General features: G+C 49.8%; 28 protein-coding genes. 15 read left to right on the top strand and 13 right to left on the bottom strand.

Annotation, left to right across the window (positions count from 1 at the left end):
• Window positions 1-161 precede the first annotated feature (161 nt).
• Together sdaA and ACK8NJ_RS10140 are read left to right on the top strand one after the other, a co-directional pair.
• The gene (sdaA, locus tag ACK8NJ_RS10145; protein ID WP_024044302.1) at window positions 162-1,526 is read left to right on the top strand and encodes an L-serine ammonia-lyase; all 1,365 of its coding nucleotides are present in this window, start codon (window positions 162-164) and stop codon (window positions 1,524-1,526) included.
• A gap of 130 nt (window positions 1,527-1,656) precedes the next feature.
• Entirely contained in the window at window positions 1,657-3,255 is a 1,599-nt protein-coding gene (locus tag ACK8NJ_RS10140) for an EAL domain-containing protein (protein ID WP_411962409.1), read from the top strand.
• Between the two features lie 3 nt (window positions 3,256-3,258).
• On the opposite strand, the gene yoaE is transcribed toward ACK8NJ_RS10140, so the two are convergent.
• Both yoaE and ACK8NJ_RS10130 read right to left on the bottom strand, forming a co-directional pair.
• The gene (gene yoaE / locus ACK8NJ_RS10135; RefSeq protein ID WP_000394983.1) at window positions 3,259-4,815 is read right to left on the bottom strand and encodes a CNNM family cation transport protein YoaE; all 1,557 of its coding nucleotides are present in this window, start codon (window positions 4,813-4,815) and stop codon (window positions 3,259-3,261) included.
• Complete coding sequence (locus ACK8NJ_RS10130) at window positions 4,803-4,961, bottom strand: protein YoaL (protein WP_001327808.1); 159 nt, start codon at window positions 4,959-4,961, stop codon at window positions 4,803-4,805. The genes yoaE and ACK8NJ_RS10130 overlap by 13 nt, the downstream gene beginning before the upstream one ends.
• A gap of 316 nt (window positions 4,962-5,277) precedes the next feature.
• On the opposite strand from ACK8NJ_RS10130, the gene manX reads away from it, so the two are divergent.
• The 6 genes from manX to mntP all read left to right on the top strand — a co-directional run bounded on the left by manX (window position 5,278) and on the right by mntP (window position 9,486).
• Window positions 5,278-6,249 (top strand): PTS mannose transporter subunit IIAB, encoded by a 972-nt coding sequence (manX, locus tag ACK8NJ_RS10125; protein WP_065227077.1) that lies wholly within the window; start codon window positions 5,278-5,280, stop codon window positions 6,247-6,249.
• 62 nt (window positions 6,250-6,311) lie between these two features.
• Window positions 6,312-7,112, top strand: a complete 801-nt coding sequence (gene manY / locus ACK8NJ_RS10120; RefSeq protein ID WP_000406926.1) for a PTS mannose transporter subunit IIC — start codon at window positions 6,312-6,314, stop codon at window positions 7,110-7,112.
• A 12-nt stretch (window positions 7,113-7,124) separates the two neighbouring features.
• On the top strand, window positions 7,125-7,976 hold the full coding sequence (manZ, locus tag ACK8NJ_RS10115) for a PTS mannose transporter subunit IID (protein WP_000228655.1): 852 nt from the start codon (window positions 7,125-7,127) through the stop codon (window positions 7,974-7,976).
• A gap of 55 nt (window positions 7,977-8,031) precedes the next feature.
• Window positions 8,032-8,490, top strand: a complete 459-nt coding sequence (locus ACK8NJ_RS10110; RefSeq protein ID WP_000156255.1) for a DUF986 family protein — start codon at window positions 8,032-8,034, stop codon at window positions 8,488-8,490.
• Window positions 8,491-8,800: 310 nt separating this feature from the next.
• The gene (locus ACK8NJ_RS10105; protein WP_000547919.1) at window positions 8,801-8,923 is read left to right on the top strand and encodes a hypothetical protein; all 123 of its coding nucleotides are present in this window, start codon (window positions 8,801-8,803) and stop codon (window positions 8,921-8,923) included.
• Entirely contained in the window at window positions 8,920-9,486 is a 567-nt protein-coding gene (gene mntP / locus ACK8NJ_RS10100; protein WP_001296134.1) for a manganese efflux pump MntP, read from the top strand. The genes ACK8NJ_RS10105 and mntP overlap by 4 nt, the downstream gene beginning before the upstream one ends.
• Here the strand turns inward: mntP and rlmA are convergent.
• The 5 genes from rlmA to mgrB all read right to left on the bottom strand — a co-directional run bounded on the left by rlmA (window position 9,483) and on the right by mgrB (window position 11,998).
• Complete coding sequence (gene rlmA / locus ACK8NJ_RS10095; protein ID WP_000010109.1) at window positions 9,483-10,292, bottom strand: 23S rRNA (guanine(745)-N(1))-methyltransferase; 810 nt, start codon at window positions 10,290-10,292, stop codon at window positions 9,483-9,485. The two genes, mntP and rlmA, sit on opposite strands and share 4 nt — an antisense overlap.
• 165 nt (window positions 10,293-10,457) lie before the next feature.
• Window positions 10,458-10,667 (bottom strand): transcription antiterminator/RNA stability regulator CspE, encoded by a 210-nt coding sequence (cspE, locus tag ACK8NJ_RS10090; protein WP_001062678.1) that lies wholly within the window; start codon window positions 10,665-10,667, stop codon window positions 10,458-10,460.
• 12 nt (window positions 10,668-10,679) lie between these two features.
• Window positions 10,680-10,823, bottom strand: a complete 144-nt coding sequence (locus ACK8NJ_RS10085) for a DUF2627 domain-containing protein (protein ID WP_001295496.1) — start codon at window positions 10,821-10,823, stop codon at window positions 10,680-10,682.
• A gap of 669 nt (window positions 10,824-11,492) precedes the next feature.
• Window positions 11,493-11,780: a YebO family protein gene (locus ACK8NJ_RS10080; RefSeq protein ID WP_001006855.1), complete on the bottom strand. Its 288-nt coding sequence runs from the start codon at window positions 11,778-11,780 to the stop codon at window positions 11,493-11,495.
• Window positions 11,781-11,854: 74 nt separating this feature from the next.
• Window positions 11,855-11,998 (bottom strand): PhoP/PhoQ regulator MgrB, encoded by a 144-nt coding sequence (mgrB, locus tag ACK8NJ_RS10075; RefSeq protein ID WP_000714550.1) that lies wholly within the window; start codon window positions 11,996-11,998, stop codon window positions 11,855-11,857.
• A 158-nt stretch (window positions 11,999-12,156) separates the two neighbouring features.
• On the opposite strand from mgrB, the gene ACK8NJ_RS10070 reads away from it, so the two are divergent.
• The gene (locus ACK8NJ_RS10070; protein WP_001211011.1) at window positions 12,157-12,396 is read left to right on the top strand and encodes a YobH family protein; all 240 of its coding nucleotides are present in this window, start codon (window positions 12,157-12,159) and stop codon (window positions 12,394-12,396) included.
• 143 nt (window positions 12,397-12,539) lie between these two features.
• Here ACK8NJ_RS10070 and kdgR read toward each other — a convergent pair whose 3' ends face one another.
• Window positions 12,540-13,331 (bottom strand): DNA-binding transcriptional regulator KdgR, encoded by a 792-nt coding sequence (kdgR, locus tag ACK8NJ_RS10065; protein WP_001262182.1) that lies wholly within the window; start codon window positions 13,329-13,331, stop codon window positions 12,540-12,542.
• Window positions 13,332-13,507: 176 nt separating this feature from the next.
• Between kdgR and ACK8NJ_RS10060 the strand changes: the two genes are divergently transcribed.
• Window positions 13,508-14,881 carry an MFS transporter gene (locus tag ACK8NJ_RS10060; RefSeq protein WP_001308706.1) on the top strand — a complete coding sequence of 458 codons (1,374 nt, stop codon included), beginning with the start codon at window positions 13,508-13,510 and terminating at the stop codon, window positions 14,879-14,881.
• Between the two features lie 45 nt (window positions 14,882-14,926).
• Here the strand turns inward: ACK8NJ_RS10060 and htpX are convergent, their stop codons facing one another.
• From htpX to msrC, 4 genes are all read right to left on the bottom strand, one after another.
• The gene (gene htpX, locus ACK8NJ_RS10055) at window positions 14,927-15,808 is read right to left on the bottom strand and encodes a protease HtpX (protein ID WP_000984517.1); all 882 of its coding nucleotides are present in this window, start codon (window positions 15,806-15,808) and stop codon (window positions 14,927-14,929) included.
• A gap of 191 nt (window positions 15,809-15,999) precedes the next feature.
• Window positions 16,000-18,048 carry a carboxy terminal-processing peptidase gene (gene prc, locus ACK8NJ_RS10050; protein WP_001055785.1) on the bottom strand — a complete coding sequence of 683 codons (2,049 nt, stop codon included), beginning with the start codon at window positions 18,046-18,048 and terminating at the stop codon, window positions 16,000-16,002.
• Between the two features lie 19 nt (window positions 18,049-18,067).
• Complete coding sequence (gene proQ / locus ACK8NJ_RS10045; protein ID WP_000431370.1) at window positions 18,068-18,766, bottom strand: RNA chaperone ProQ; 699 nt, start codon at window positions 18,764-18,766, stop codon at window positions 18,068-18,070.
• Between the two features lie 96 nt (window positions 18,767-18,862).
• Window positions 18,863-19,360: an L-methionine (R)-S-oxide reductase gene (gene msrC / locus ACK8NJ_RS10040; RefSeq protein WP_024193251.1), complete on the bottom strand. Its 498-nt coding sequence runs from the start codon at window positions 19,358-19,360 to the stop codon at window positions 18,863-18,865.
• A 129-nt stretch (window positions 19,361-19,489) separates the two neighbouring features.
• On the opposite strand from msrC, the gene yebS reads away from it, so the two are divergent.
• The 5 genes from yebS (at window position 19,490) to ACK8NJ_RS10015 (ending at window position 25,544) form a co-directional block, all read left to right on the top strand.
• Window positions 19,490-20,773 (top strand): membrane integrity lipid transport subunit YebS, encoded by a 1,284-nt coding sequence (gene yebS / locus ACK8NJ_RS10035; protein ID WP_411962404.1) that lies wholly within the window; start codon window positions 19,490-19,492, stop codon window positions 20,771-20,773.
• Complete coding sequence (gene yebT, locus ACK8NJ_RS10030; protein ID WP_411962403.1) at window positions 20,742-23,375, top strand: lipid-binding membrane homeostasis protein YebT; 2,634 nt, start codon at window positions 20,742-20,744, stop codon at window positions 23,373-23,375. The genes yebS and yebT overlap by 32 nt, the downstream gene beginning before the upstream one ends.
• A gap of 79 nt (window positions 23,376-23,454) precedes the next feature.
• Window positions 23,455-24,894 (top strand): 16S rRNA (cytosine(1407)-C(5))-methyltransferase RsmF, encoded by a 1,440-nt coding sequence (rsmF, locus tag ACK8NJ_RS10025; RefSeq protein ID WP_411962402.1) that lies wholly within the window; start codon window positions 23,455-23,457, stop codon window positions 24,892-24,894.
• A 117-nt stretch (window positions 24,895-25,011) separates the two neighbouring features.
• Window positions 25,012-25,248 (top strand): YebV family protein, encoded by a 237-nt coding sequence (locus ACK8NJ_RS10020; RefSeq protein ID WP_001295499.1) that lies wholly within the window; start codon window positions 25,012-25,014, stop codon window positions 25,246-25,248.
• Between the two features lie 104 nt (window positions 25,249-25,352).
• Entirely contained in the window at window positions 25,353-25,544 is a 192-nt protein-coding gene (locus ACK8NJ_RS10015) for a YebW family protein (RefSeq protein WP_001296140.1), read from the top strand.
• On the opposite strand, the gene pphA is transcribed toward ACK8NJ_RS10015, so the two are convergent.
• On the bottom strand, window positions 25,545-26,201 hold the full coding sequence (gene pphA / locus ACK8NJ_RS10010; protein ID WP_281987099.1) for a protein-serine/threonine phosphatase: 657 nt from the start codon (window positions 26,199-26,201) through the stop codon (window positions 25,545-25,547).
• Window positions 26,202-26,547 lie beyond the last annotated feature (346 nt).

The raw sequence follows: 26,547 nt of genomic DNA, 5'->3' as shown, positions 1-26,547 counted from the left end.
AAAACACTACTTGAGACAATCATCGCAATATTAGTTAAATCGCGGTTTTTGATTAGTTTAATTCATGTGAATAGTTAAGCCAGTCGCCGCGTTCCCTCTTACACTATGCGCTGTTATTAGTTCGTTACTGGAAGTCCAGTCACCTTGTCAGGAGTATTATCGTGATTAGTCTATTCGACATGTTTAAGGTGGGGATTGGTCCCTCATCTTCCCATACCGTAGGGCCTATGAAGGCGGGTAAACAGTTCGTCGATGATCTGGTCGAAAAAGGCTTACTGGATAGCGTTACTCGCGTTGCCGTGGACGTTTATGGTTCACTGTCGCTGACGGGTAAAGGCCACCACACCGATATCGCCATTATTATGGGTCTTGCAGGTAACGAACCTGCCACCGTGGATATCGACAGTATTCCCGGTTTTATTCGCGACGTAGAAGAGCGCGAACGTCTGCTGCTGGCACAGGGACGGCATGAAGTGGATTTCCCGCGCAACAACGGGATGCGTTTTCATAACGGCAACCTGCCGCTGCATGAAAACGGTATGCAAATCCACGCCTATAACGGCGATGAAGTCGTCTACAGCAAAACTTATTATTCCATCGGCGGCGGTTTTATCGTCGATGAAGAACACTTTGGTCAGGATGCCGCCAACGAAGTGAGCGTGCCGTATCCGTTCAAATCTGCCACCGAACTGCTCGCGTACTGTAATGAAACCGGCTATTCGCTGTCTGGTCTCGCTATGCAGAACGAACTGGCGCTGCACAGCAAGAAAGAGATCGACGAGTATTTCGCTCATGTCTGGCAAACCATGCAGGCATGTATCGATCGCGGGATGAACACCGAAGGCGTACTGCCAGGCCCGCTGCGCGTGCCGCGTCGTGCGTCGGCCCTGCGCCGGATGTTAGTTTCCAGCGATAAACTGTCTAACGATCCGATGAATGTCATTGACTGGGTAAACATGTTTGCGCTGGCAGTTAACGAAGAAAACGCCGCCGGTGGTCGTGTGGTAACTGCGCCAACCAACGGTGCCTGCGGTATCGTTCCGGCAGTGCTGGCTTACTATGACCACTTTATTGAATCGGTCAGCCCGGACATCTATACCCGTTACTTTATGGCAGCGGGCGCGATTGGTGCATTGTATAAAATGAACGCCTCTATTTCCGGTGCGGAAGTTGGTTGCCAGGGCGAAGTGGGTGTTGCCTGTTCAATGGCTGCTGCGGGTCTTGCAGAACTGCTGGGCGGTAGCCCGGAACAGGTTTGCGTGGCGGCGGAAATTGGCATGGAACACAACCTTGGTTTAACCTGCGACCCGGTTGCAGGGCAGGTTCAGGTGCCGTGCATTGAGCGTAATGCCATTGCCTCTGTGAAGGCGATTAACGCCGCACGGATGGCTCTGCGCCGCACCAGTGCACCGCGCGTCTCGCTGGATAAGGTCATCGAAACGATGTACGAAACCGGTAAGGACATGAACGCCAAATACCGCGAAACCTCACGCGGTGGTCTGGCAATCAAAGTCCAGTGTGACTAATACTTCTTACTCGCCCATCTGCAACGGATGGGCGAATTTATCCCCGCTTTCTCGTCTGCTGTAATATTCCCCACTACACTTCCACTGTTGCGTCAGGCGTTTGTCGCCATACGCTTACAGGGTGGCCCGCATGCAAAAAGCACAACGGATCATTAAAACCTATCGCCGTAATCGAATGATTGTTTGTACGATTTGCGCACTCGTTACGCTCGCTTCGACCCTGAGCGTGCGATTTATTTCACAGCGTAACTTAAATCAACAACGGGTAGTACAATTCGCCAATCACGCTGTAGAGGAATTAGATAAAGTACTGCTTCCCCTACAGGCAGGTAGCGAAGTCTTGCTTCCGCTGATTGGTCTGCCCTGCTCTGTCGCCCATTTGCCATTACGTAAACAGGCGGCAAAACTCCAAACTGTGCGATCCATTGGCCTGGTGCAAGACGGCACACTTTATTGCTCCAGCATTTTTGGTTATCGCAATGTGCCCGTCGTGGACATTCTGGCTGAACTTCCTGCACCGCAACCACTTTTACGCCTGACGATCGACCGTGCCCTGATTAAAGGCAGTCCGGTTTTGATTCAATGGACACCTTCAGCGGGCAGTAGCAATGCTGGGGTCATGGAGATGATTAACATCGACTTACTGACGGCAATGCTCCTTGAGCCACAACTGCCGCAAATCAGTAGCGCCAGCCTGACGGTGGGCAAACGGCATTTGCTCTATGGTAATGGGCTGGTAGATTCCCTTCCGCAACCTGAAGACAATGAAAACTATCAGGTTTCTTCGCAATGCTTTCCTTTTACCATTAACGTTAATGGTCCGGGGGCTACGGCGCTGGCATGGCACTATCTTCCAACACAATTACCGCTGGCGGTGCTGCTAAGTTTACTGGTGGGCTATATCGCCTGGCTGGCGACCGCTTACCGGATGAGTTTTTCCCGCGAAATCAATCTGGGCCTGGCGCAACATGAGTTCGAATTGTTCTGCCAGCCTTTGCTTAATGCGCGCAGCCAGCAATGTATTGGTGTAGAGATTTTGCTGCGCTGGAACAATCCACGTCAGGGCTGGATTTCACCGGATGTGTTTATACCTATCGCGGAAGAACATCATTTAATTGTGCCACTGACCCGCTATGTGATGGCAGAAACCATCCGTCAGCGGCATGTTTTCCCTATGAGTAGTCAGTTTCATGTTGGCATTAACGTCGCACCCAGCCATTTTCGCCGTGGTGTGCTGATAAAAGATCTCAATCAGTACTGGTTTAGCGCTCACCCGATTCAGCAACTGATCCTCGAAATCACCGAACGCGATGCCTTACTGGATGTTGATTATCGGATTGCCCGCGAGCTGCATCGTAAAAACGTCAAACTGGCGATTGATGACTTCGGCACCGGCAACAGTTCATTTTCCTGGCTTGAAACATTACGTCCTGACGTGCTGAAAATTGATAAGTCATTTACCGCAGCTATAGGTTCTGACGCGGTTAACTCGACGGTGACCGATATCATCATCGCACTGGGGCAAAGACTGAATATTGAACTGGTGGCGGAGGGTGTGGAAACACAAGAACAGGCGAAGTATTTGCGCCGTCATGGCGTGCATATTTTGCAAGGGTATTTGTACGCACAGCCGATGCCGCTACGTGATTTTCCCAAATGGCTGGCGGGCAGCCAACCGCCGCCCGCCCGGCATAATGGACATATTACGCCCGTTATGCCGTTACGTTAACGCTTACTCATCTTCATCGTGCGCCGGTTGCTCTTTAACAATGCGAACCAGATCAACTCGATAATCATTGGCTTCAATGATGGTGATATGCAGTGGACCTACATCAATCACATCGCCCACACGGGGAATGTGACCATTTGCCGAGATCACGAGGCCCGCGACCGTCGCGATATCATCGTCATCGGCAAGATGCTCAACATCAAGCGCCTGCTGCAAGGCATGCAAATCTGTACCGCCTTTTACCAGCCAGCCGTCACCATCGGTAATGATTTCCGGCGTTTCGTCTGCGTCCGGGAATTCACCCGCAATGGCTTCCAGCACATCCAGCGGCGTGACCAAGCCTTGTACCACACCAAACTCGTTGGTCACGATAACAAAGCTCCCGCGAGCACGACGCAGCACGCCCAGCAGGTTGATCGGGTCAAGGGTTTCCGGAACGATAATTGCCGGAGACGCCGAAGCTATCGCCGCCACATCAACGCCTTCTTCGAGCGCCACCAGCAGTTCTTTAGCACGTACGATACCGATGATTTCATCCAGTTCACCGCGACATACCGGGAACAGACTGTGCGGTGAGGAGAGCAGCTGCTCACGGATTTCATCGACCCCGAGATTAGCGTCAACCCAGCTTATTTCACCGCGCGGCGTCATGATCCCGCGCAGAGAACGCGACGCCAGCGTCAATACGCCGTTAATCATGTAACGTTCTTCTTCGGCAAACGCACCTTCCGGGATCGGCATCGGCATCGGGTTATCGGCATCGTGCTGAACATTGGCCTGACGTTTCCCGCCCATCAAACGCAGGATGGCATCGGCAGTACGCGCTCGCAGCGGCAAAGTCGACTGGTGACGAATAAAGTTGCGACGCGCAATTTGGTTAAACACTTCGATGATGATCGAGAAGCCAATCGCGGCATACAGGTAACCTTTCGGAATGTGGAAACCGAAACCTTCTGCCACCAGACTCAGACCAATCATTAACAGGAAGCTCAGACAGAGCACCACCACCGTGGGGTGCTGGTTAACGAATCGCGTCAGCGGTTTCGATGCCAGCAGCATAACCGCCATCGCAATCACTACCGCCGCCATCATCACCGGCAGATGGTTAACCATCCCTACTGCCGTAATTACCGCATCCAATGAGAAGACGGCGTCAAGGATGACAATCTGTGTGACGACCACCCAGAAACTGGCGTAGCCTTTACCGTGGCCGGAATCATGATCGCGGTTTTCCAGCCGTTCATGCAGTTCGGTTGTTGCTTTGAACAGCAAGAATATCCCCCCGAACAACATAATCAGGTCGCGTCCGGAGAAGGAGAAATCCATGACGGTAAATAGCGGTTTGGTCAGCGTGACCATCCATGAAATCAGCGACAGCAGCCCCAGACGCATAATCAGCGCCAGTGATAATCCCAGCAAACGCGCTTTATCGCGTTGTTTTGGCGGCAGTTTGTCAGCAAGAATGGCGATGAAGACCAGGTTATCGATACCCAGCACAATTTCGAGAACAACAAGCGTGAGTAGCCCCGCCCAAATTGAGGGGTCCATTAAGAATTCCATGACAAGCTCCTGCTTAAGGAATAGCTATTCGACGCCAGAAATAATGCAGGCGTAACGACAAAATGCAAACGAAAGGTGCGGCATAGAGTGCCAGAAAGGCAGGCGTTAAAAGGCCTGATGCTGAAATGACGTCGGTGACGATCCATACTGCGGGCTACTGCCCTATACTCCATGGTTGTTAAACGGGAGTTAAACATATCAGAGACGCCTCTGATTTGGCAAAGATTTACCTTCCTTTGCAAACGAATGTGACAAGGATATTTTACCTTTCGAAATTTCTGCTAATCGAAAGTTAAATTACGGATCTTCATCACATAAAATAATTTTTTCGATATCTAAAATAAATCGCGAAACGCAGGGGTTTTTGGTTGTAGCCCTTATCTGAATCGATTCGATTGTGGACGACGATTCAAAAATACATCTGGCACGTTGAGGTGTTAACGATAATAAAGGAGGTAGCAAGTGACCATTGCTATTGTTATAGGCACACATGGTTGGGCTGCAGAGCAGTTGCTTAAAACGGCAGAAATGCTGTTAGGCGAGCAGGAAAACGTCGGCTGGATCGATTTCGTTCCAGGTGAAAATGCCGAAACGCTGATTGAAAAGTACAACGCTCAGTTGGCAAAACTCGACACCACTAAAGGCGTGCTGTTTCTCGTTGATACATGGGGAGGCAGCCCGTTCAATGCTGCCAGCCGCATTGTCGTCGACAAAGAGCATTATGAAGTCATTGCAGGCGTTAACATTCCAATGCTCGTGGAAACGTTAATGGCCCGTGATGATGACCCAAGCTTTGATGAACTGGTGGCGCTGGCAGTAGAAACAGGCCGTGAAGGCGTGAAAGCACTGAAAGCCAAACCGGTTGAAAAAGCTGCGCCAGCACCCGCTGCCGCAGCACCAAAAGCGGCTTCAACTCCGGCAAAACCAATGGGACCAAACGACTACATGGTTATTGGCCTTGCGCGTATCGACGACCGTCTGATTCACGGTCAGGTCGCCACCCGCTGGACCAAAGAAACCAATGTCTCCCGTATTATTGTTGTTAGTGATGAAGTGGCTGCGGATACCGTTCGTAAGACACTGCTCACCCAGGTTGCACCTCCGGGCGTAACAGCACACGTAGTTGATGTTGCCAAAATGATTCGCGTCTACAACAACCCGAAATATGCTGGCGAACGCGTAATGCTGTTATTTACCAACCCAACAGATGTAGAGCGTCTCGTTGAAGGCGGCGTGAAAATCACCTCTGTTAACGTCGGTGGTATGGCATTCCGTCAGGGTAAAACCCAGGTGAATAACGCGGTTTCAGTTGATGAAAAAGATATCGAGGCGTTCAAGAAACTGAATGCGCGCGGTATTGAGCTGGAAGTCCGTAAGGTTTCCACCGATCCGAAACTGAAAATGATGGATCTGATCAGCAAAATCGATAAGTAACGTATTGTGTTGATTATCACTCAGTTTTCACACTTAAGTCTTACGTAAACAGGAGAAGTACAATGGAGATTACCACTCTTCAAATTGTGCTGGTATTTATCGTAGCCTGTATCGCAGGTATGGGATCAATCCTCGATGAATTTCAGTTTCACCGTCCGCTAATCGCGTGTACCCTGGTGGGTATCGTTCTTGGCGATATGAAAACCGGTATTATTATCGGTGGTACGCTGGAAATGATCGCGCTGGGCTGGATGAACATCGGTGCTGCAGTTGCGCCTGACGCCGCTCTGGCTTCCATCATTTCTACTATTCTGGTTATCGCAGGTCATCAGAGCATTGGTGCAGGTATCGCACTGGCAATCCCTCTGGCCGCTGCGGGCCAGGTACTGACCATCATCGTTCGTACTATTACCGTTGCTTTCCAGCACGCTGCGGATAAGGCTGCTGATAACGGCAACCTGACAGCGATTTCCTGGATCCACGTTTCTTCTCTGTTCCTGCAAGCAATGCGTGTGGCTATTCCGGCCGTCATCGTTGCGCTGTCTGTTGGTACCAGCGAAGTACAGAACATGCTGAACGCGATTCCGGAAGTGGTGACCAATGGTCTGAATATCGCCGGTGGCATGATCGTGGTGGTTGGTTATGCGATGGTTATCAACATGATGCGTGCTGGCTACCTGATGCCGTTCTTCTACCTCGGCTTCGTAACCGCAGCATTCACCAACTTTAACCTGGTTGCTCTGGGTGTGATTGGTACTGTTATGGCAGTGCTCTACATCCAACTTAGCCCGAAATACAACCGCGTAGCCGGTGCGCCTGCTCAGGCAGCTGGTAACAACGATCTCGATAACGAACTGGACTAACAGGTGAGCGAAATGGTTGATACAACTCAAACTACCACCGAGAAAAAACTCACTCAAAGTGATATTCGTGGCGTCTTCCTGCGTTCTAACCTCTTCCAGGGTTCATGGAACTTCGAACGTATGCAGGCACTGGGTTTCTGCTTCTCTATGGTACCGGCAATTCGTCGCCTCTACCCTGAGAACAACGAAGCTCGTAAACAAGCTATTCGCCGTCACCTGGAGTTCTTTAACACCCAGCCGTTCGTGGCTGCGCCGATTCTCGGCGTAACCCTGGCGCTGGAAGAACAGCGTGCTAATGGCGCAGAGATCGATGACGGTGCTATCAACGGTATCAAAGTCGGTTTGATGGGGCCGCTGGCTGGTGTAGGCGACCCGATCTTCTGGGGAACCGTACGACCGGTATTTGCAGCGCTGGGTGCCGGTATCGCAATGAGCGGCAGCCTGTTAGGTCCGCTGCTGTTCTTCATCTTGTTTAACCTGGTGCGTCTGGCAACCCGTTACTACGGCGTAGCGTATGGTTACTCCAAAGGTATCGATATCGTTAAAGATATGGGTGGTGGCTTCCTGCAAAAACTGACGGAAGGGGCGTCTATTCTCGGCCTGTTTGTCATGGGGGCATTGGTTAACAAGTGGACACATGTCAACATCCCGCTGGTTGTCTCTCGCATTACTGACCAGACGGGCAAAGAACACGTTACCACTGTCCAGACTATTCTGGACCAGTTAATGCCAGGCCTGGTACCACTGCTGCTGACCTTTGCTTGTATGTGGCTACTGCGCAAAAAAGTTAACCCGCTGTGGATCATCGTTGGCTTCTTCGTCATCGGTATCGCTGGTTACGCTTGCGGCCTGCTGGGACTGTAAGACTGTTGTACACTACCGGGGCCTTTTGGCCCCGTTTTTTTTATCTGGAGGATTAATGACAATCACGGACCTGGTACTGATTCTTTTCATCGCCGCACTCCTGGCCTTCGCGATCTACGATCAGTTCATCATGCCCCGCCGTAACGGCCCCACTCTGCTGGCAATTCCTTTGCTCCGGCGTGGTCGCATCGATAGCGTTATCTTCGTCGGATTGATTGTCATTCTTATCTATAACAACGTCACGAATCATGGCGCGCTAATAACAACATGGTTATTAAGTGCACTGGCTCTGATGGGTTTTTATATATTCTGGATCCGCGTTCCGAAGATCATCTTTAAACAAAAAGGTTTTTTCTTCGCCAATGTCTGGATTGAATATAGCCGAATCAAAGCGATGAACTTGTCGGAAGATGGCGTGTTGGTGATGCAATTAGAACAGCGTCGGCTGTTAATCCGCGTTCGAAATATCGACGATCTGGAAAAAATTTATAAGCTTCTCGTTTCAACTCAATAAGTTATGAATTTAGCCAAAGCTATGTTTAGTGTATTTTTAATAATCAGACATAGCTTAGGCTATATTACCTCTTCCCTTATTTGTTATTTATTTTAACGTTTCATTGATATATAAATCTAAATGAAAATCGTTATCAATAAAGCAATGAAATAATATATTCCAACAGTTGTTTTATATTCTCAAAATATGTTAAGGTTGCGCCCTCATTTGGGGAGTAGCCGATTTCCAGATTCCGGAAATGTACGTGTCAACATACTCGTTGCAAAACGTGGCACGTACGGACTGAACACTTTCAGTCAGGCGAGACCATATGCACATCAATCGCTATGCCTGCATGAACGCGAAAACCCATCGCGGCTTGTTGTTCATGTATGCATGTTTGCTGGGGGCGATGATGTGTTTTATGGATACCCCGGTCAGGACGTTGTCATGAATATCACTGCTACTGTTCTTCTTGCGTTTGGTATGTCGATGGATGCATTTGCTGCATCAATCGGTAAAGGTGCCACCCTCCATAAACCGAAATTTTCTGAAGCGTTGCGAACCGGCCTTATTTTTGGTGCTGTCGAAACCCTGACGCCGCTGATCGGCTGGGGAATGGGCATGTTAGCCAGCCGGTTTGTCCTTGAATGGAACCACTGGATTGCGTTTGTGCTGCTGATATTCCTCGGCGGGCGAATGATTATTGAGGGTTTTCGTGGCGCAGATGATGAAGATGAAGAGCCGCGCCGTCGACACGGTTTCTGGCTACTGGTAACCACCGCGATTGCCACCAGCCTGGATGCCATGGCTGTGGGTGTTGGTCTTGCTTTCCTGCAGGTCAACATTATCGCGACCGCATTGGCCATTGGTTGTGCAACCTTGATTATGTCGACATTAGGGATGATGGTTGGTCGCTTTATCGGCTCAATTATTGGGAAAAAAGCGGAAATTCTCGGCGGGCTGGTGCTGATCGGCATCGGCGTCCAGATCCTCTGGACGCACTTCCACGGTTAATAAGAACGCTGCCAGAGGTGAATATTAAAGTCCGTCTGGCAGTCGAACACTTCTTTTGCTGCCAGTGTTTGCCAGACTTCTGGCTTCGCACGCCAGGCAAACGGCGTCATCTGCAATAATGCGACGGCTTCATCACCGCGAAGACGCATCGGATAACACAACTCAGCACTCTGCTGTAATGTAAAACCTTCCAGTTGTTCTGCATGAGGTGCATGAAGATGTACTTCATTGTAAATCAGCCCCTTCAGCTCCATCAAATGTCGCGGTCCCGGCGTGGCAGTAATGACCCAACCGCCAGGCTTCACTACTCGCGCTAATTCTTCTGCTTTACACGGCGCGTAAATACGTATTATGGCGTCCATACTGGTATCGGAAAACGGCAAACGGTGGCTGGAAGCAACACAAAAAGTGACCTGCGGATAGCGTTTCGCCGCCGCTTTTATCGCTACCTTCGAGACATCCAGGCCAAACGTGGTGATTTCGGGCAACGCATCGGCAAATGCGTGTGTGTAATACCCTTCACCACAGCCAATATCCAGCACCGCCGTGGCCTTTTCATCAAGCCGTTCCTGCAGTTGGGCGACAATTGCATCACGCAGTGGCTGATAATGTCCGGCATCTAAGAATGCGCGGCGTGCTTGCATCATTTCCGCGCTGTCGCCCGGATCACGAGACCGTTTATGCTGAACGGGCAGCAGATTGACATACCCTTCTTTCGCCATATCAAACTGATGTCGCTGGGGACAGATATAGCTGTTTTTTTCACGCGAAAGAGGCTGATGGCAAAGTGGACAGGAAAACGACATGACAACTCCGGCAGGATACTAAAGGCCGCAAGTGTAACGCGAATCACGCGGCGGGCAAATATCCGAACGCCAGGAGCGAAGATAAAGCAAAGTAAAAAGCCTCGCATTCGACGAGGCTTTATAGCGAGATTGAAGCGTATTCACACTTCAGATCAGTGGATTCGATCAGATAGCTGTTACGTTAACAGCTGCCGGACCTTTCTGACCGTCCTGAATTTCGAACTCAACGTTCTGACCTTCAGCCAGAGTTTTGAAACCATTACCCTGGATAGCAGAGAAGTGTACGAACACGTCTTTGCTGCCATCAGCCGGAGTAATGAAGCCAAAACCTTTAGACTCGTTGAACCACTTAACCTGACCTTTAATCTTTGCCATTTGAAAAATTCCTTAGATTGTTTTCTTCGCCCGCAGGCATAACATAGATAAAACTGACACATTACTGCATGAGGCACCAATATAAGGCTCGGCAGAGAAGCGGTATTCAACGTCAACGTGTTTACTCAGGACTTCTTTACTGAAAATGCCACACATAAACAGAACTGTACCTCGTTTAACCCGAAATCTGTTATCACATACAACGTTAATTATGGCAAGCCATTTTTAAACATGTCTCGATCAGACGCACAAATCTCGATACGTCTTCCACTTTTTTTGCACACTTATGCAACGGAATACGCGCCGATATATCATTGTGCTTAACCTTGCCAGTTCAGGCAGATACTTAAACTGACGTATTTTCTAACATAGTTCAATAAGTTCAGTTGTTCCAGGCCAGTGGGAGAAGTTATTACATAGTGCGTGCAATATCACATTTTCTGCTATGCAATGAATAAAAAGTTATATCACTTTTTCTCATAAAACAGTCAGTTAACGGCTATCAATCACTCCAAAGAGAAGTCAATCGCCAAAGGTATTGTAAATTTAAAATAAGAAAAATTGATGAATGCGCAAAAAAATCAAGAGAGAAACGTTTCGCTAATAAATAATACCACGCTTAATCACAAATCCGATGTAAACATCCTAATAAATTAATGGGCTAAATATCTTTTTCTGATATCCCGTTACGCAAATAAATAATATGATAATTATTTGAAGTCAGACCAGAGTTTTAATTTGAAGCAGTTGCACCATGACAGTGCGTATAATCAGGATGAATTGAGTAACCCTTCAACGACGGGGTTACTCAAGATTGAGGAAGGATTATCGTTCGGCGACCAGACGAATAATATCTTCGTCTTCAACCGATTTTTGACTCTCAACGGTCTTTTTATCTGCTTTCTCAGGTTCGTTTGCTTCGCACAAACGACGTAACAGAGCATTTTGACGTTTTTGCTGATCCAGCAACGCCTCAAGCAGTTCAATCTGTTCGTTAGTCCGTGAACTGGCACGATTGATAAAAAACCACAAGATAAGCCCGATAAAAAGAACCACCACCGATACAACCAAAGACGCAATGTTCATCACGCCTGAATTTACAACTTCGTTCATTTCACCACCTCTGAGTAGAGGCGCTATTCTACCACTGCTGGAGAGGAAGAAAATCTAGTGCTGAAAAAATGATATCACCACGGGATAAACTGGTTAATGGCACAAATTCCGCTGAAAAATTGTACATCCTGATCGCACATCATGTTGAATACCTGCGCCCAAAGCAGCAAGCAAGCCAACACCACGACAACCAGAACGACCCATCGAAACTTTTTCACTCCAATCTCCGTTTCACCTACCTTATGTCATTAAACTAGCATGCGTTAGTTAAACAGCGCCTAACTATGTCGATATTCGTGCTTTTTCAGAATGAGTCGCTTGCTTCAGCGCATATTGCCGCTACGATTAAGCGAACATAAAAAGAGAAGAGGTTGTAATGCGATTCATCATTCGCACAGTTATGCTGATAGCACTGGTATGGATAGGATTATTACTCAGCGGATATGGCGTTTTGATTGGAAGCAAAGAGAATGCCGCGGGATTAGGTTTGCAATGTACCTATCTGACCGCCAGAGGCACCAGCACGGTACAATACCTGCACACTAAAAGTGGTTTTCTGGGGATAACAGATTGCCCGTTGTTACGTAAAAGCAATATTGTGGTCGATAATGGTTAAGGGTAATAAATAACCAGATTCTCACTCATGAGTAAAATATTCTTATCGCAAGTGCGTTTAATATAACGCCACCTTCAACTTTATTTTTCTCATGCTAAATAAAGAACCTGTCTGTTTGATATTCAGACAGGTTCTTACTCTCATCAGAATGGATAGTCGTGATAACCCATTTGGGCAGAAATTTTGCGCGCCGCGGTATGCAACATTGCGACATATTCCTGTAAACGCTCTTCAGAGAAACGCAACGTCGGGAAGGAGATGCTAAGACCGGCAATGACCACGCCAAAGCGATCAAATACCGGAACCGCAATGCATCGCAGCCCTTCTTCCTGCTCTTCGTTATCTTCGCCATACCCCTGCTCACGCACCTGGTCCAGAACGGGTAATAACGCTTCTGTACTGGTGATGGTCCGCTCGGTACTGCGTTTATACTCCACGCCCTCAAGAATTTGCTTCACTTCATCGCGATCGCGCCATGCCAGCAGTACCTTACCAATCGCGGTGCTGTACAGTGGATTACGACGCCCAATCCGTGAATACATGCGCAAATTATACATAGAGTCAATTTTGTGGATGTAAACAATACTGTCTTCGTCCAGTGCGCCGAGGTGGATAGTTTCTTTCGTCAGGCGGGAGATCTCACGCATCTGGATATCTGCGCTACGAATTAAATCGACGTTTTGTAACGCGCGAGCGCCCAGTTCAAACAATTTCAGGGTCAGGGAATATTTCTCCGACTCCCCTTCCTGCGCCACATAACCCAGGGTTTTCATGGTCTGTAAAAAGCGATAAACGGTGCTTTTTGACATCATGACGCGCTGCGACAGCTCGGTTATCCCTATTTCGCGCTCTTCACCCAGCGCCTGCAAAATGCCAAAAACTTTCAGCACGGAAGATACAGAATCAGGCTGTTTATCCAGATCTGCGTTAGCCATTTATCACCTCATTGCGAGTGTTTTATAAAAATCAGAACTGTTTTTTATTATAATTTCGCACCTGGGTGGTCGCAATCCATCTTTTGCCGGTTAGTTACAATTCTGCGACATCCACCGTGAATATCAGTGCTAGAATCTTACCCCTGTTGATTATTCACCAAAGATATAAAATTCCTATGCCAAAAGTTCAGGCCGACGGCCTGCCGTTGCCCCAGCGATACGGTGCGATATTAACCATTGTGATTGGTATTTCGATGGCTGTCCTTGACGGCGCAATCGCCAACGTCGCCTTGCCAACAATCGCCACGGACCTTCATGCCACACCGGCCAGTTCCATCTGGGTAGTGAACGCCTATCAAATCGCCATTGTCATCTCCCTGCTCTCATTTTCGTTTCTGGGCGATATGTTTGGCTATCGACGTATTTATAAATGCGGTCTGGTCGTTTTTCTGTTGTCTTCACTGTTCTGCGCCCTTTCTGATTCGCTGCAAATGCTCACCCTTGCGCGTGTCATACAAGGTTTCGGCGGTGCAGCGTTGATGAGCGTTAATACCGCACTTATCCGCCTGATCTATCCACAACGTTTTCTGGGTAGAGGGATGGGCGTAAACTCGTTTATTGTTGCCGTCTCTTCTGCTGCCGGGCCGACAATTGCTGCAGCAATCCTCTCCATCGCATCCTGGAAATGGTTATTTTTAATCAACGTACCGTTGGGTATTATCGCCCTGCTTCTGGCCATGCGTTTTCTGCCACCCAATGGCTCTCGTGCCAGTAAACCCCGTTTCGACCTGCCCAGCGCCGTGATGAACGCGTTAACCTTCGGCCTGCTTATTACTGCATTGAGTGGTTTCGCTCAGGGGCAATCGCTGACGTTGATTGGCGCGGAACTGGTGGTAATGGTTGTCGTTGGTATTTTCTTTATTCGCCGCCAGCTTTCTCTTCCCGTACCGCTGCTACCGGTGGATTTACTGCGTATCCCGCTGTTTTCACTTTCTATTTGCACATCTGTTTGCTCTTTCTGCGCACAAATGCTGGCAATGGTTTCCCTGCCCTTTTACCTGCAAACCGTGCTCGGGCGTAGTGAAGTCGAAACAGGTTTACTTCTGACACCGTGGCCGTTAGCAACAATGGTGATGGCTCCGCTGGCAGGCTATTTGATTGAACGCGTACATGCAGGATTGCTGGGTGCTTTAGGGTTGTTCATCATGGCTGCGGGGCTTTTTTCCCTGGTTCTGCTGCCCGCGTCACCTGCGGATATCAATATTATCTGGCCGATGATCTTATGTGGCGCTGGATTTGGCTTATTCCAGTCACCCAATAACCACACCATTATAACCTCCGCTCCGCGCGAACGTAGCGGTGGGGCCAGTGGCATGTTAGGGACGGCTCGTCTACTGGGTCAGAGTAGCGGCGCGGCACTGGTGGCGCTGATGCTAAATCAGTTTGGTGATAATGGTACGCACGTCTCGCTGATGGCTGCGGCTATTCTGGCAGTGATTGCTGCCTGTGTCAGTGGTTTACGTATCACTCAGCCACGAGCCAGGGCATAAAAAAAGCGCGTCGATCAGGACGCGCTTTTTAGTATTTACTTCATATTACTTCAGGTATTCACCCGTACGCAGAGCTTCAATACGTTTATCCAGCGGCGGGTGAGTCATGAACAACTCACTGAGCGATTTCGACTTACCGTTAATACAGAAAGCCATCATGCTGGTTGCTTCTTGCGGTTCATAGCTGGTTTTCAGGCGCTGCAGCGCGGCAATCATTTTCTCGCGACCAACCAGTTTTGCCGAACCGGCATCAGCGTGGAATTCACGATGACGCGAGAACCACATGGTGATAATGCTCGCCAGAATACCAAACACCAGTTCCAGAACCGTTGCAACCGCAAAGTAGATCAGCGGGTTGCCGTTGCTCTCTTCACCTTCATCACGATTTCCGCCCATAAAACCCGCGGCAAGCTGCGCCAGAATACGGGAAATAAAGATAACGAAGGTGTTCACCACGCCCTGAATCAGCGTCATGGTGACCATATCACCATTGGCGATGTGGCTGATTTCGTGAGCAATTACCGCCTCGGCTTCATCCGGGCTCATGTTCTGCAGCAAACCGGTGCTGACAGCAACCAGAGAGGCATCACGGCGCGCACCGGTTGCAAAAGCGTTGATGTCCGGCGCATGGTAGATAGCCACTTGCGGCATAGCGATCCCCGCCTGACGAGCCTGGGTTGCTACAGTATTGACCAGCCAACGTTCCCTTTCGTTACGCGGTTGCTCGATCACTTCCCCGCCAACAGATCGTAATGCCATCCATTTGGACATCAGAAGCGAAACGAAGGAACCACCAAAACCGAACAGCAAGGCCATGATCATCAGCCCCTGAACGCTGCTCGACTGTATCCCTGTCAGGCTCAGTACCAGCCCGAAAACGACCATTACGGCCAGGTTCGTTAGCAGGAAGAGCGCGATTCGCATCATAATTTTCTTTTTACCTCAGTTTAACAAAACGCAATATGCGATACCCACATCGTATGGGTTACGCGACTATTTTCAAGTCTGGATAGTGCGTAAGTCACCAGAAAGACACAACTTTACATTTTGTAGCATCTGATTTACGGCATCTTGCCGCTGTTAAAAAATCAGGCACAATTTCTTGTGCCTGATTGATATTACTTGACGGGAGCGGGTTGTTCCGCGGGTCTGGCTTTTTCAAGCTTTGCCAGATCGAGTGCGATATTCACCGTCTCATCCAGATAAGGATCCGGCTCCTGGTAATCTTTCGGTAGATCATCCAGTTTCTTCAACTCCGGTTTACCTTCGCGTTTAAAACGTTCGTTCAAACGCGCCAGACGCGTCGCATCATCTTCATTATTCTCTTTCTCACGCACAGCGTAATTCAGAGAAACGATATTGCGCTTGTCCTTCATGGCGTTGAAGCGCGCGATATCCTTCATGATGTTCTGGAACTCAGGATCTTTCGCGATACGCGCATTATGTTCCTTCAGCAGCTCCGGTCCAAAGGCCGTTAAATCGCCTGATTTCACATAGGTCGCGGCATCGATGCTATCCCACGGCAGCGCGTTATCTTCGAATTTCTCACCGGTTTCCGTTTCTTCATTACCCGTCGGCATGATGATGTCTGGCGTTACGCCTTTACGTTGCGTACTGCCGCCGTTAACGCGATAGAATTTCTGGATCGTGTACTGCACAGAACCCAGCGCTGGCCATTCAGGACGTAACATCTGATCGTAAATACGGTTCAATGAACGGTATTGCTGAACGGTGCCTTTACCAAACGTCGGTTCACCCACAACCAGCGCACGACCGTAATCCTGCATTGCCGCGGCAAAGATTTCTGAAGCCGAAGCACTGAAGCGGTCAACCAGCACCACCAGCGGGCCTTTATAGAAAACCTGCCCATCAGTATCGCTGTCTTCACGAACTTTACCGTTGTTATCACGGACCTGAACAATCGGACCGGATGGAATGAACAGACCGGAGAGCGATACCGCTTCGGTCAACGCCCCACCGCCATTGCTACGCAGGTCGATGATGACACTGCTGACATTCTGTTTTTCCAGTTTCTGCAACTGCACTTTGACATCGTCTGTCAAACCCACATAGAAACCTGGAATATCCAGAACGCCGACTTTCTCTTTACCGACGGTCTTCACCGACATTTTAACCGCACGGTCTTCGAGGCGAATACGTTCACGGGTCAACGTTACAGTACGGGTCTTGGTCCCTTTACCAGCAGGTAAAATTTCCAGACGAACTTTACTGCCCTTCGGCCCTTTAATTAAGGCAACCACATCATCAAGACGCCAGCCAATCACGTCAACCATCGGCTTGCCTGTTTGACCAACACCGACAATTTTGTCACCAACGCTGATAGCTTTACTCTTCGCTGCCGGACCACCTGCCACCATCGAATTGATAACGGTGTAGTCATCATCCATTTGCAGAACTGCGCCAATACCTTCCAGCGACAAACTCATTTCAGTGTTGAACTGTTCGGTATTACGCGGGGAAAGATAGTTGGTATGCGGGTCGATTTCACGCGCAAACGCCGTCATTGCCAGCGAGAAAACATCTTCGCTGTTGGTTTGCGCCAGACGACGAATGGCAAATTTGTAGCGGCGAGTCAGGGTTTCACGAATTTCTTTATCCGTTTTTCCTGCCAGCTTCAGGCTTAACTCGTCGAATTTGACTTTACTGTCCCACAGCGCGTTCAACTCAGCCTCGTTTTTCGGCCATGGCGCTTTGCTGCGGTCAAGGTTATAAGTGTCGTTGCCGGTAAAATCCATCGGCTTTTCCAGTACCGACAAAGCGTACTGGTAACGCTCAAAACGGCGCTTTTGCGCCAGATTGTAGAGATCGTAGAAAACGTCGAGTTTTCCTGAACGCAGTTCATCACCTAACTCGGTTTTCTTTTTCGCGAACTGTTCAACATCGCTTGCCAGCAGCACGTTGTGGCTGTAATCGAGCAGATTCAGGTAGCGGTCAAAGATTTTGGCCGAAAATGCCTGATCGAGGTCGAACTGGCGATAATGAGAACGGGTGAAGCGCGACGTTACGCGCTCACTTACCGTCGCATGCTGCGTCTCTTCCTTTAATACCGGAATTTGATCAGCACGCGTGATATCTTCTACAGCGAAGGTCTGGCCTGCTATTGCAAGCAGGCCAGCTAACGCGGTAAGCCTAAAAAACATGTTCATGCCTGGCCCGGCCTCCGTTTCAGAACACCAGGTGTTCTGCGCGCACAATCAAAGACATACCCGAATTCAGCTGGACGCGGACGCCGTCTTTGGTGATTTCTAATACGGTGGCATCCATCGCGTTTTGACCCGCTTTCACCTTCAGGGCTTGTCCGACAGTCAGAGCTGAAATGTCAGAAACCGGGGTGTGCTGTTCTTCGCGAGGTGCTTTTACTGTTTTTGGCGCTTTCTCTACCGGCTTTTGCGCACGAGGTTTACGTTCAGCGCCTTCTTTGCGGCGTGGCGTGGTCGGACGTGGCTTGCGTTCGCGTCGCGGTGCGTCTTCTTTCTCACCAGCAGCTGCGGCAGCTTCGCGTTTTTTCGCTTGCTGTTCAGCACGCTGTGCCTGAACACGCGCTTTCGCTTCTTCAAGCTGCTTGCGAGCATGCTCTACATGTTGCTCGTCCAGCTCACCGCATGGGTTGCCGTCAAGATCGACACGCGTTGCGCCGGGTTTAACACCGTAAAGATAACGCCAGCTCGAAGTGTAGAGACGTAAAGCGGATCGTAATTGCGTTTTGCTCAGGTTCATTTCCCCGGCAACACGATCGACCAAATCCTGAAAAATACCGATTTTCAGCGGACGCGCTTCACCTTCCGCACTGAAACAGTGGGGAAAACGTTCGGCCAGAAACGCGATTACTTCTTTACTGCTATTCAACTTAGGTTGATTTTCCATGAAATTTCCTGATTACAACGGACGTAGCCAACAAGCGCAGGCATGAACAGGCGTCATTATAATGACGCTATCAGTAAATGCTACGTTATCCGTTGATTATCCTGCGACGCTCGCAAAGAATTTTTTGTAATCCGTCGTTGCAAGCACCTTTTCAAGCTGTGCCACAAGCTGACGTAAGCCTTGCTCGTCCTCGTCTGTAAAGCGACCGAAGACGGTACTGTCGATGTCGAGAACACCAATAATCTGATTTTTCACCACCAGCGGCAGAACAATTTCAGAATTACTCGCCGCATCACAGGCAATATGCCCGTCAAACGCATGAACATCCTCGATACGCTGTACTTGATTGCGGGCAACCGCAGTACCGCACACGCCGCGCCCGACGGGTATCCGGACACAGGCAATTTTGCCCTGAAATGGTCCGAGCACCAGTGTATCGTCCTCAAGCAAATAAAAACCTGCCCAGTTAACGTCACTGAGACGCTCATATAACAACGCACTGGTGTTAGCAAGCGTTGCCAGAAAACTGGTTTCTCCTGCCATCAGCGCGTTAAAGTCGCGATTTAAATCCGCGTAAAATTCTGTTTTGTTCATTATATAATCACTTGGTTGTCTTACCTGGAACTGCCAACCTATTAAAATAAGCATTAAATGCGTTAATGCTCAAGATCATTCCCATCATGGGTTAAGATTAATGTTAATTCTTATTACATTTGGCACGTCATGGCTCTTAACACACCACAAATTACGCCGACAAAAAAGATAACAGTGAGGGCTATCGGTGAGGAACTGCCGCGTGGTGATTACCAACGTTGCCCGCAATGTGACATGCTGTTTAGCCTGCCCGAGATAAATTCTCATCAAAGTGCCTATTGTCCGCGCTGTCAGGCAAAAATTCGTGACGGGCGCGACTGGTCGCTAACGCGCCTGGCGGCAATGGCCTTCACCATGCTGTTGCTTATGCCGTTTGCCTGGGGCGAACCGCTGTTGCATATCTGGCTGTTAGGCATTCGTATTGACGCCAACGTCATGCAAGGCATCTGGCAAATGACCAAACAGGGCGATGCGATAACGGGATCAATGGTCTTTTTTTGCGTTATTGGTGCCCCCCTCATTCTGGTGACCTCCATAGCTTATTTATGGTTTGGTAACCGACTGGGAATGAATCTACGTCCGGTACTGCTGATGCTTGAGCGACTGAAAGAGTGGGTAATGCTCGATATCTACCTGGTCGGCATTGGCGTTGCTTCTATAAAGGTGCAGGATTATGCCCATATCCAGGCGGGTGTCGGCTTGTTCTCTTTTGTGGCGTTGGTGATTTTAACGACGGTGACGTTGTCACATCTCAATGTCGAAGAACTGTGGGAGCGATTTTATCCACAGCGCCCCGCTACGCGTAGAGACGAGAAACTCCGTATTTGTCTTGGGTGCCATTTTACCGGCTATCCTGATCAGCGTGGTCGCTGCCCGCGTTGCCATATCCCGCTACGCCTGCGTCGCCGTCATAGTCTGCAAAAATGCTGGGCGGCGCTGTTAGCGTCAATCGTTTTATTGTTACCTGCCAACCTGTTGCCTATTTCTATCATTTATCTGAATGGTGGCCGGCAGGAAGATACAATTCTTTCCGGGATTATGTCGCTGGCAAGTAGCAACATTGCGGTCGCCGGAATCGTGTTTATCGCCAGTATTCTGGTACCGTTTACTAAAGTGATCGTCATGTTCACTTTACTGTTGAGTATTCATTTTAAATGCCAGCAAGGTTTACGCACACGCATTCTGTTACTGCGGATGGTGACCTGGATTGGTCGCTGGTCGATGCTCGACCTGTTTGTCATATCTTTAACCATGTCGCTGATTAATCGCGATCAGATCCTCGCTTTTACTATGGGACCGGCTGCGTTTTATTTCGGCGCAGCGGTAATTTTGACTATTCTTGCTGTGGAATGGCTGGACAGCCGCTTACTTTGGGATGCACATGAGTCAGGAAACGCCCGCTTCGACGACTGAAGCGCAGATTAAAAATAAACGCCGTATCTCACCTTTCTGGCTGCTGCCATTCATCGCGCTAATGATTGCCGGTTGGCTGATTTGGGATAGTTATCAGGACCGGGGTAATACCGTCACCATCGACTTTATGTCGGCGGATGGTATTGTTCCAGGCCGTACGCCTGTTCGTTATCAGGGCGTTGAAGTCGGAACTGTGCAGGATATCAGCCTGAGCGACGATCTTCGTAAGATTGAAGTCAAGGTCAGCATCAAGTCCGATATGAAAGATGCGCTGCGCGAAGAGACACAGTTCTGGCTGGTGACGCCAAAGGCCTCGCTGGCAGGTGTCTCCGGGCTGGACGCCCTCGTCGGTGGTAACTATATCGGCATGATGCCAGGTAAAGGTAAAGAGCAGGATCACTTTGTCGCACTCGATACCCAACCGAAATATCGGCTGGACAATGGCGATCTGATGATCCACCTGCAAGCCCCCGATCTCGGTTCGCTGAACAGCGGTTCATTGGTCTATTTCCGCAAGATCCCGGTCGGAAAAGTCTACGACTATGCCATCAATCCCAACAAGCAAGGCGTGGTGATTGATGTCCTGATCGAGCGGCGTTTTACCGATCTGGTGAAAAAAGGTAGCCGTTTCTGGAACGTTTCCGGCGTTGATGCCAACGTCAGTATCAGTGGCGCGAAGGTGAAACTGGAAAGCCTGGCGGCACTGGTTAACGGTGCGATTGCCTTCGATTCACCTGAAGAGTCGAAACCTGCCGAGGCGGAAGATACCTTTGGTCTGTATGAAGACCTGGCCCATAGCCAGCGTGGCGTAATAATCAAACTGGAACTGCCGAGTGGGGCCGGATTAACCGCCGACTCGACGCCGTTAATGTATCAGGGGCTGGAAGTCGGACAGCTGACTAAACTGGATTTAAATCCTGGTGATAAAGTCACTGGGGAAATGACCGTTGATCCCAGCGTCGTCACCCTGCTTCGTGAAAATACCCGCATCGAATTACGTAATCCGAAATTATCCCTTAGCGATGCCAATCTCAGCGCCCTGCTGACCGGCAAAACCTTCGAGTTGGTGCCCGGCGATGGCGAGCCACGCAAAGAGTTCGTTGTTGTGCCAGGCGAAAAAGCCCTACTGCAAGAGCCGGATGTTCTGACACTGACCCTGACCGCGCCGGAAAGTTACGGTATTGATGCTGGTCAGCCGCTCATTCTTCACGGCGTGCAGGTAGGCCAGGTTATTGATCGTAAACTCACCAGCAAAGGCGTCACCTTTACCGTCGCCATCGAGCCTCAGCATCGCGAACTGGTAAAAGGCGATAGCAAATTTGTCGTCAACAGCCGTGTCGACGTGAAGGTGGGGCTGGATGGCGTTGAGTTTCTCGGTGCCAGCGCCTCAGAATGGATTAACGGCGGGATACGTATTCTGCCAGGCGATAAAGGCGAGATGAAAGCCAGCTATCCACTGTATGCCAATCTGGAAAAAGCGCTGGAGAACAGCCTTAGCGATTTACCCACCACAACCGTGAGTTTGAGTGCAGAGACGCTGCCGGATGTGCAGGCAGGATCGGTAGTGCTGTACCGTAAATTTGAAGTTGGTGAAGTTATTACCGTGCGTCCGCGAGCTAACGCGTTTGATATCGATCTGCATATTAAGCCGGAGTATCGCAACCTTCTGACCAGCAACAGCGTGTTCTGGGCAGAAGGTGGGGCGAAAGTTCAGCTGAATGGTAGTGGTCTGACTGTACAGGCATCCCCGCTCTCCAGAGCATTAAAGGGGGCTATTAGCTTCGATAACCTCAGCGGTGCCAGCGCCAGTCAGCGTAAAGGCGACAAGCGTATTCTGTATGCTTCCGAAACAGCAGCCCGTGCGGTTGGCGGGCAGATTACGCTTCACGCTTTCGATGCCGGAAAACTGGCGGTCGGGATGCCAATTCGCTATCTCGGTATTGATATCGGGCAAATCCAGACGCTGGATCTGATTACCGCGCGCAATGAAGTACAGGCAAAGGCGGTGCTCTATCCGGAATATGTCCAGACCTTTGCTCGCGGTGGTACGCGCTTCTCAGTTGTCACACCGCAAATTTCGGCAGCTGGCGTTGAGCATCTTGATACTATCCTCCAGCCGTATATCAACGTCGAACCAGGACGGGGCAACCCTCGCCGCGACTTTGAATTACAAGAGGCCACCATAACTGATTCGCGTTACCTGGATGGCTTAAGCATTATTGTTGAAGCGCCGGAAGCCGGTTCGTTAGGCATCGGTACGCCTGTGCTATTCCGTGGTCTGGAAGTCGGTACGGTTACCGGAATGACGCTGGGGACATTGTCAGATCGCGTGATGATTGCGATGCGCATCAGTAAACGCTATCAACACCTGGTGCGTAACAATTCCGTCTTCTGGTTGGCATCGGGTTACAGTCTGGACTTTGGTCTGACGGGCGGCGTCGTGAAAACCGGCACCTTTAACCAGTTTATCCGTGGCGGCATCGCCTTCGCTACGCCTCCGGGTACGCCGCTGGCACCGAAAGCCCAGGAAGGCAAGCACTTCCTGTTGCAGGAAAGTGAACCGAAAGAGTGGCGTGAATGGGGAACTGCGCTTCCCAAATAATGCCCACTGCTCCGGCGTGCCTGCGCCGGAGCGTTTATGCTAAACTGCGCGCCTGTTTTTTTGCCAGTGGTACATGCTCGTGGCCCAACACACCGTTTATTTCCCGGACGCCTTTCTGACACAAATGCGCGAAGCTATGCCTTCGACGCTCTCATTTGATGATTTTCTTGCCGCCTGTCAGCGCCCGTTGCGCCGCAGCATTCGCGTTAATACGCTGAAAATCTCTGTTGCTGATTTCCTGCAATTAACCGCTTCTTATGGCTGGACGCTTACGCCAATTCCGTGGTGTGAAGAAGGTTTCTGGATTGAACGCGACGATGAAGATGCATTGCCGTTGGGTAGTACCGCCGAGCATTTAAGTGGCCTGTTTTATATTCAGGAAGCCAGTTCAATGTTGCCCGTCGCCGCCTTGTTTGCTGACGGTAATGCACCACAGCGGGTGATGGATGTCGCTGCTGCGCCAGGCTCCAAAACGACGCAAATTGCCGCGCGGATGAATAACGAAGGGGCTATCCTTGCCAATGAGTTTTCCGCCAGTCGGGTAAAAGTGTTACATGCCAATATCAGCCGCTGTGGTATCAGTAATGTTGCGCTCACACATTTTGATGGCCGCGTGTTTGGTGCGGCATTGCCAGAAATGTTCGATGCCATTTTGCTGGACGCTCCCTGCTCCGGCGAAGGCGTGGTGCGTAAAGATCCCGATGCGCTAAAAAACTGGTCACCCGAAAGCAATCAGGAAATCGCAGCTACCCAACGGGAACTGATCGACAGCGCCTTTCATGCATTACGCCCTGGCGGTACGCTGGTTTACTCGACCTGTACCTTAAACCAGGAAGAAAATGAAGCCGTCTGCCGGTGGCTGAAAGAGACTTACCCCGACGCAGTAGAGTTTTTACCGCTTGGCGATCTCTTCCCTGGTGCAAATAAGGCGCTGACCGAAGACGGCTTTTTGCATGTTTTCCCACAAATTTACGACTGCGAAGGCTTCTTCGTTGCTCGTCTGCGTAAAACTCAGGCGATTCCCGCCTTACCCGCCCCAAAATACAAAGTGGGCAATTTCCCGTTCAGCCCGGTGAAAGATCGCGAAGCTGGACAAATTCGTCAGGCGGCTGCAAGTGTTGGCTTAAACTGGGATGAAAACCTGCGCCCCTGGCAGCGTGACAAAGAACTGTGGTTGTTCCCGGTAGACATTGAAGCCCTGATCGGTAAAGTCCGATTTTCTCGCCTGGGGATTAAACTTGCCGAAACGCATAACAAAGGTTATCGCTGGCAGCATGAAGCGGTTATTGCCCTTGCCTCCCCCGACAACGAGAACGCTTTTGAACTGACACCGCAAGAAGCGGAGGAGTGGTATCGCGGGCGCGATGTTTACCCGCAAGCCGCGCCAGTGGCGGATGACGTGTTGGTTACTTTCCAGCATCAGCCGATTGGTTTAGCCAAACGAATTGGTTCGCGACTGAAAAACAGCTACCCGCGTGAACTGGTGCGAGACGGGAAACTTTTTACCGGTAACGCATGACAGCGCACAAAAAAAGCGCACTTTTTGACTGGCACATTCGGCTGCCTCAACTAGGCTGAAAAATGGTGCGATCGGACTGGTCGTACCACAATCGGCAGCTAAATGGAGAGCACGAAGATGAAAACCAGTGTGCGCATAGGCGCTTTTGAAATCGACGACGGCGAATTACACGGCGAATCGCCGGGTGATCGAACGTTAACCATTCCTTGTAAATCTGACCCCGATTTATGTATGCAACTGGATGCCTGGGATGCTGAAACCAGTATCCCTGCCCTGCTAAATGGCGAACACTCTGTCCTTTACCGTACCCGTTACGATCAACAATCTGATGCCTGGATTATGCGTCTTGCCTGATCCAAAAAGAACCCGTCGGCATGGCGGGTTATTTGTCCTGGTCATTTCCCCGTTGTAAAATCTCTCCTAAACTTAACGGTACGGCACCACACTTCGGGGATGAAATGTTCGCGCTGGTACTTTTTGTTTGCTACCTGGATGGCGGTTGTGAAGATATTGTTGTGGATGTCTACAACACGGAACAGCAGTGTCTTTATTCTATGAGCGATCAACGGATCCGCCATGGCGGTTGTTTTCCGATTGAGGATTTTATAGATGGTTTCTGGCGACCTGCACAGGAGTACGGTGATTTTTAATTATTGCAATTGCACAAGGGTCAGTTCGCCCCCAAAGACAGCACCGGTATCAATATAATGCAGGTTGCCAATATCCACGCGATGGCGCAACGGTGTATGACCAAACCAGAAATGATCAGCACCTGTAATTCCCTGCCCTTTTTGGCCTTCACGTAATCGTGAGCGGCTCCACAAGACCTGATGCAAATCGACGTCCTTTTGCCATTCATAAACATCATCCGGATAATCGGCATGGGCAATAACATGTTTGCCGGTGCGACTGTGTACTTCAAGAATAAAGGGCAAATACTGACATTTTTCCAGCGCCGTTTTCGCTTGTTTCTGTTGATTATCTGCCAGCGCAATAAACCAGTCGCCGCCATTCATCAACCACAAAGACATCTGCTGGGATGCCAGCGCATCCATCGCCATCTGTTCATGATTGCCTCTTACCGCACGAACCCAATGTTGTTCCAGTAACTGCAGGCAACGTAAACTTTGCGACCCACGATCGATAACGTCTCCCACTGAGATAAGTAAATCTCGCCACGGATCAAAACCACAATGCCATAATTTGCGGCGCAACTGCTCAAGACAACCGTGTATATCGCCTGAAAGCCAGATATGTCGCCATTGATGACCCGCAATTCTCTGATAAACGGGCGCAGGCTGTTTCATCAATATTTTCCTCCCGCGCTAAAGATCACATAATCTTAACAAAAATGTTAAAAAACGCTGGACTCAGACAGTAGAGTGTGTGTTATGGTTGACTATAAAGTCAGCGAAGGGAATGCTTCTGGCTTTTAACAGATAAAAAGAGACCGAACACGATTCCTGTATTCGGTCCAGGGAAATGGCTCTTGGGAGAGAGCCGTGCGCTAAAAGTTGGCATTAATGCAGGCTTAGTTGCCTTGCCCTTTAAGAATAGATGACGACGCCAGGTTTTCCAGTTTGCGTGCAAAATGGTCAATAAAAAGCGTGGTGGTCATCAGCTTAAATGTTAAAAACCGCCTGTTCTGGTGAA

This window comes from Escherichia sp. F1 (assembly GCF_046764225.1).
Classification (GTDB): Bacteria; Pseudomonadota; Gammaproteobacteria; order Enterobacterales; family Enterobacteriaceae; genus Escherichia; species Escherichia coli.
Note: the sequence above shows the minus strand (reverse complement) of the source record. Positions and strands in the feature narration are given on the sequence as shown.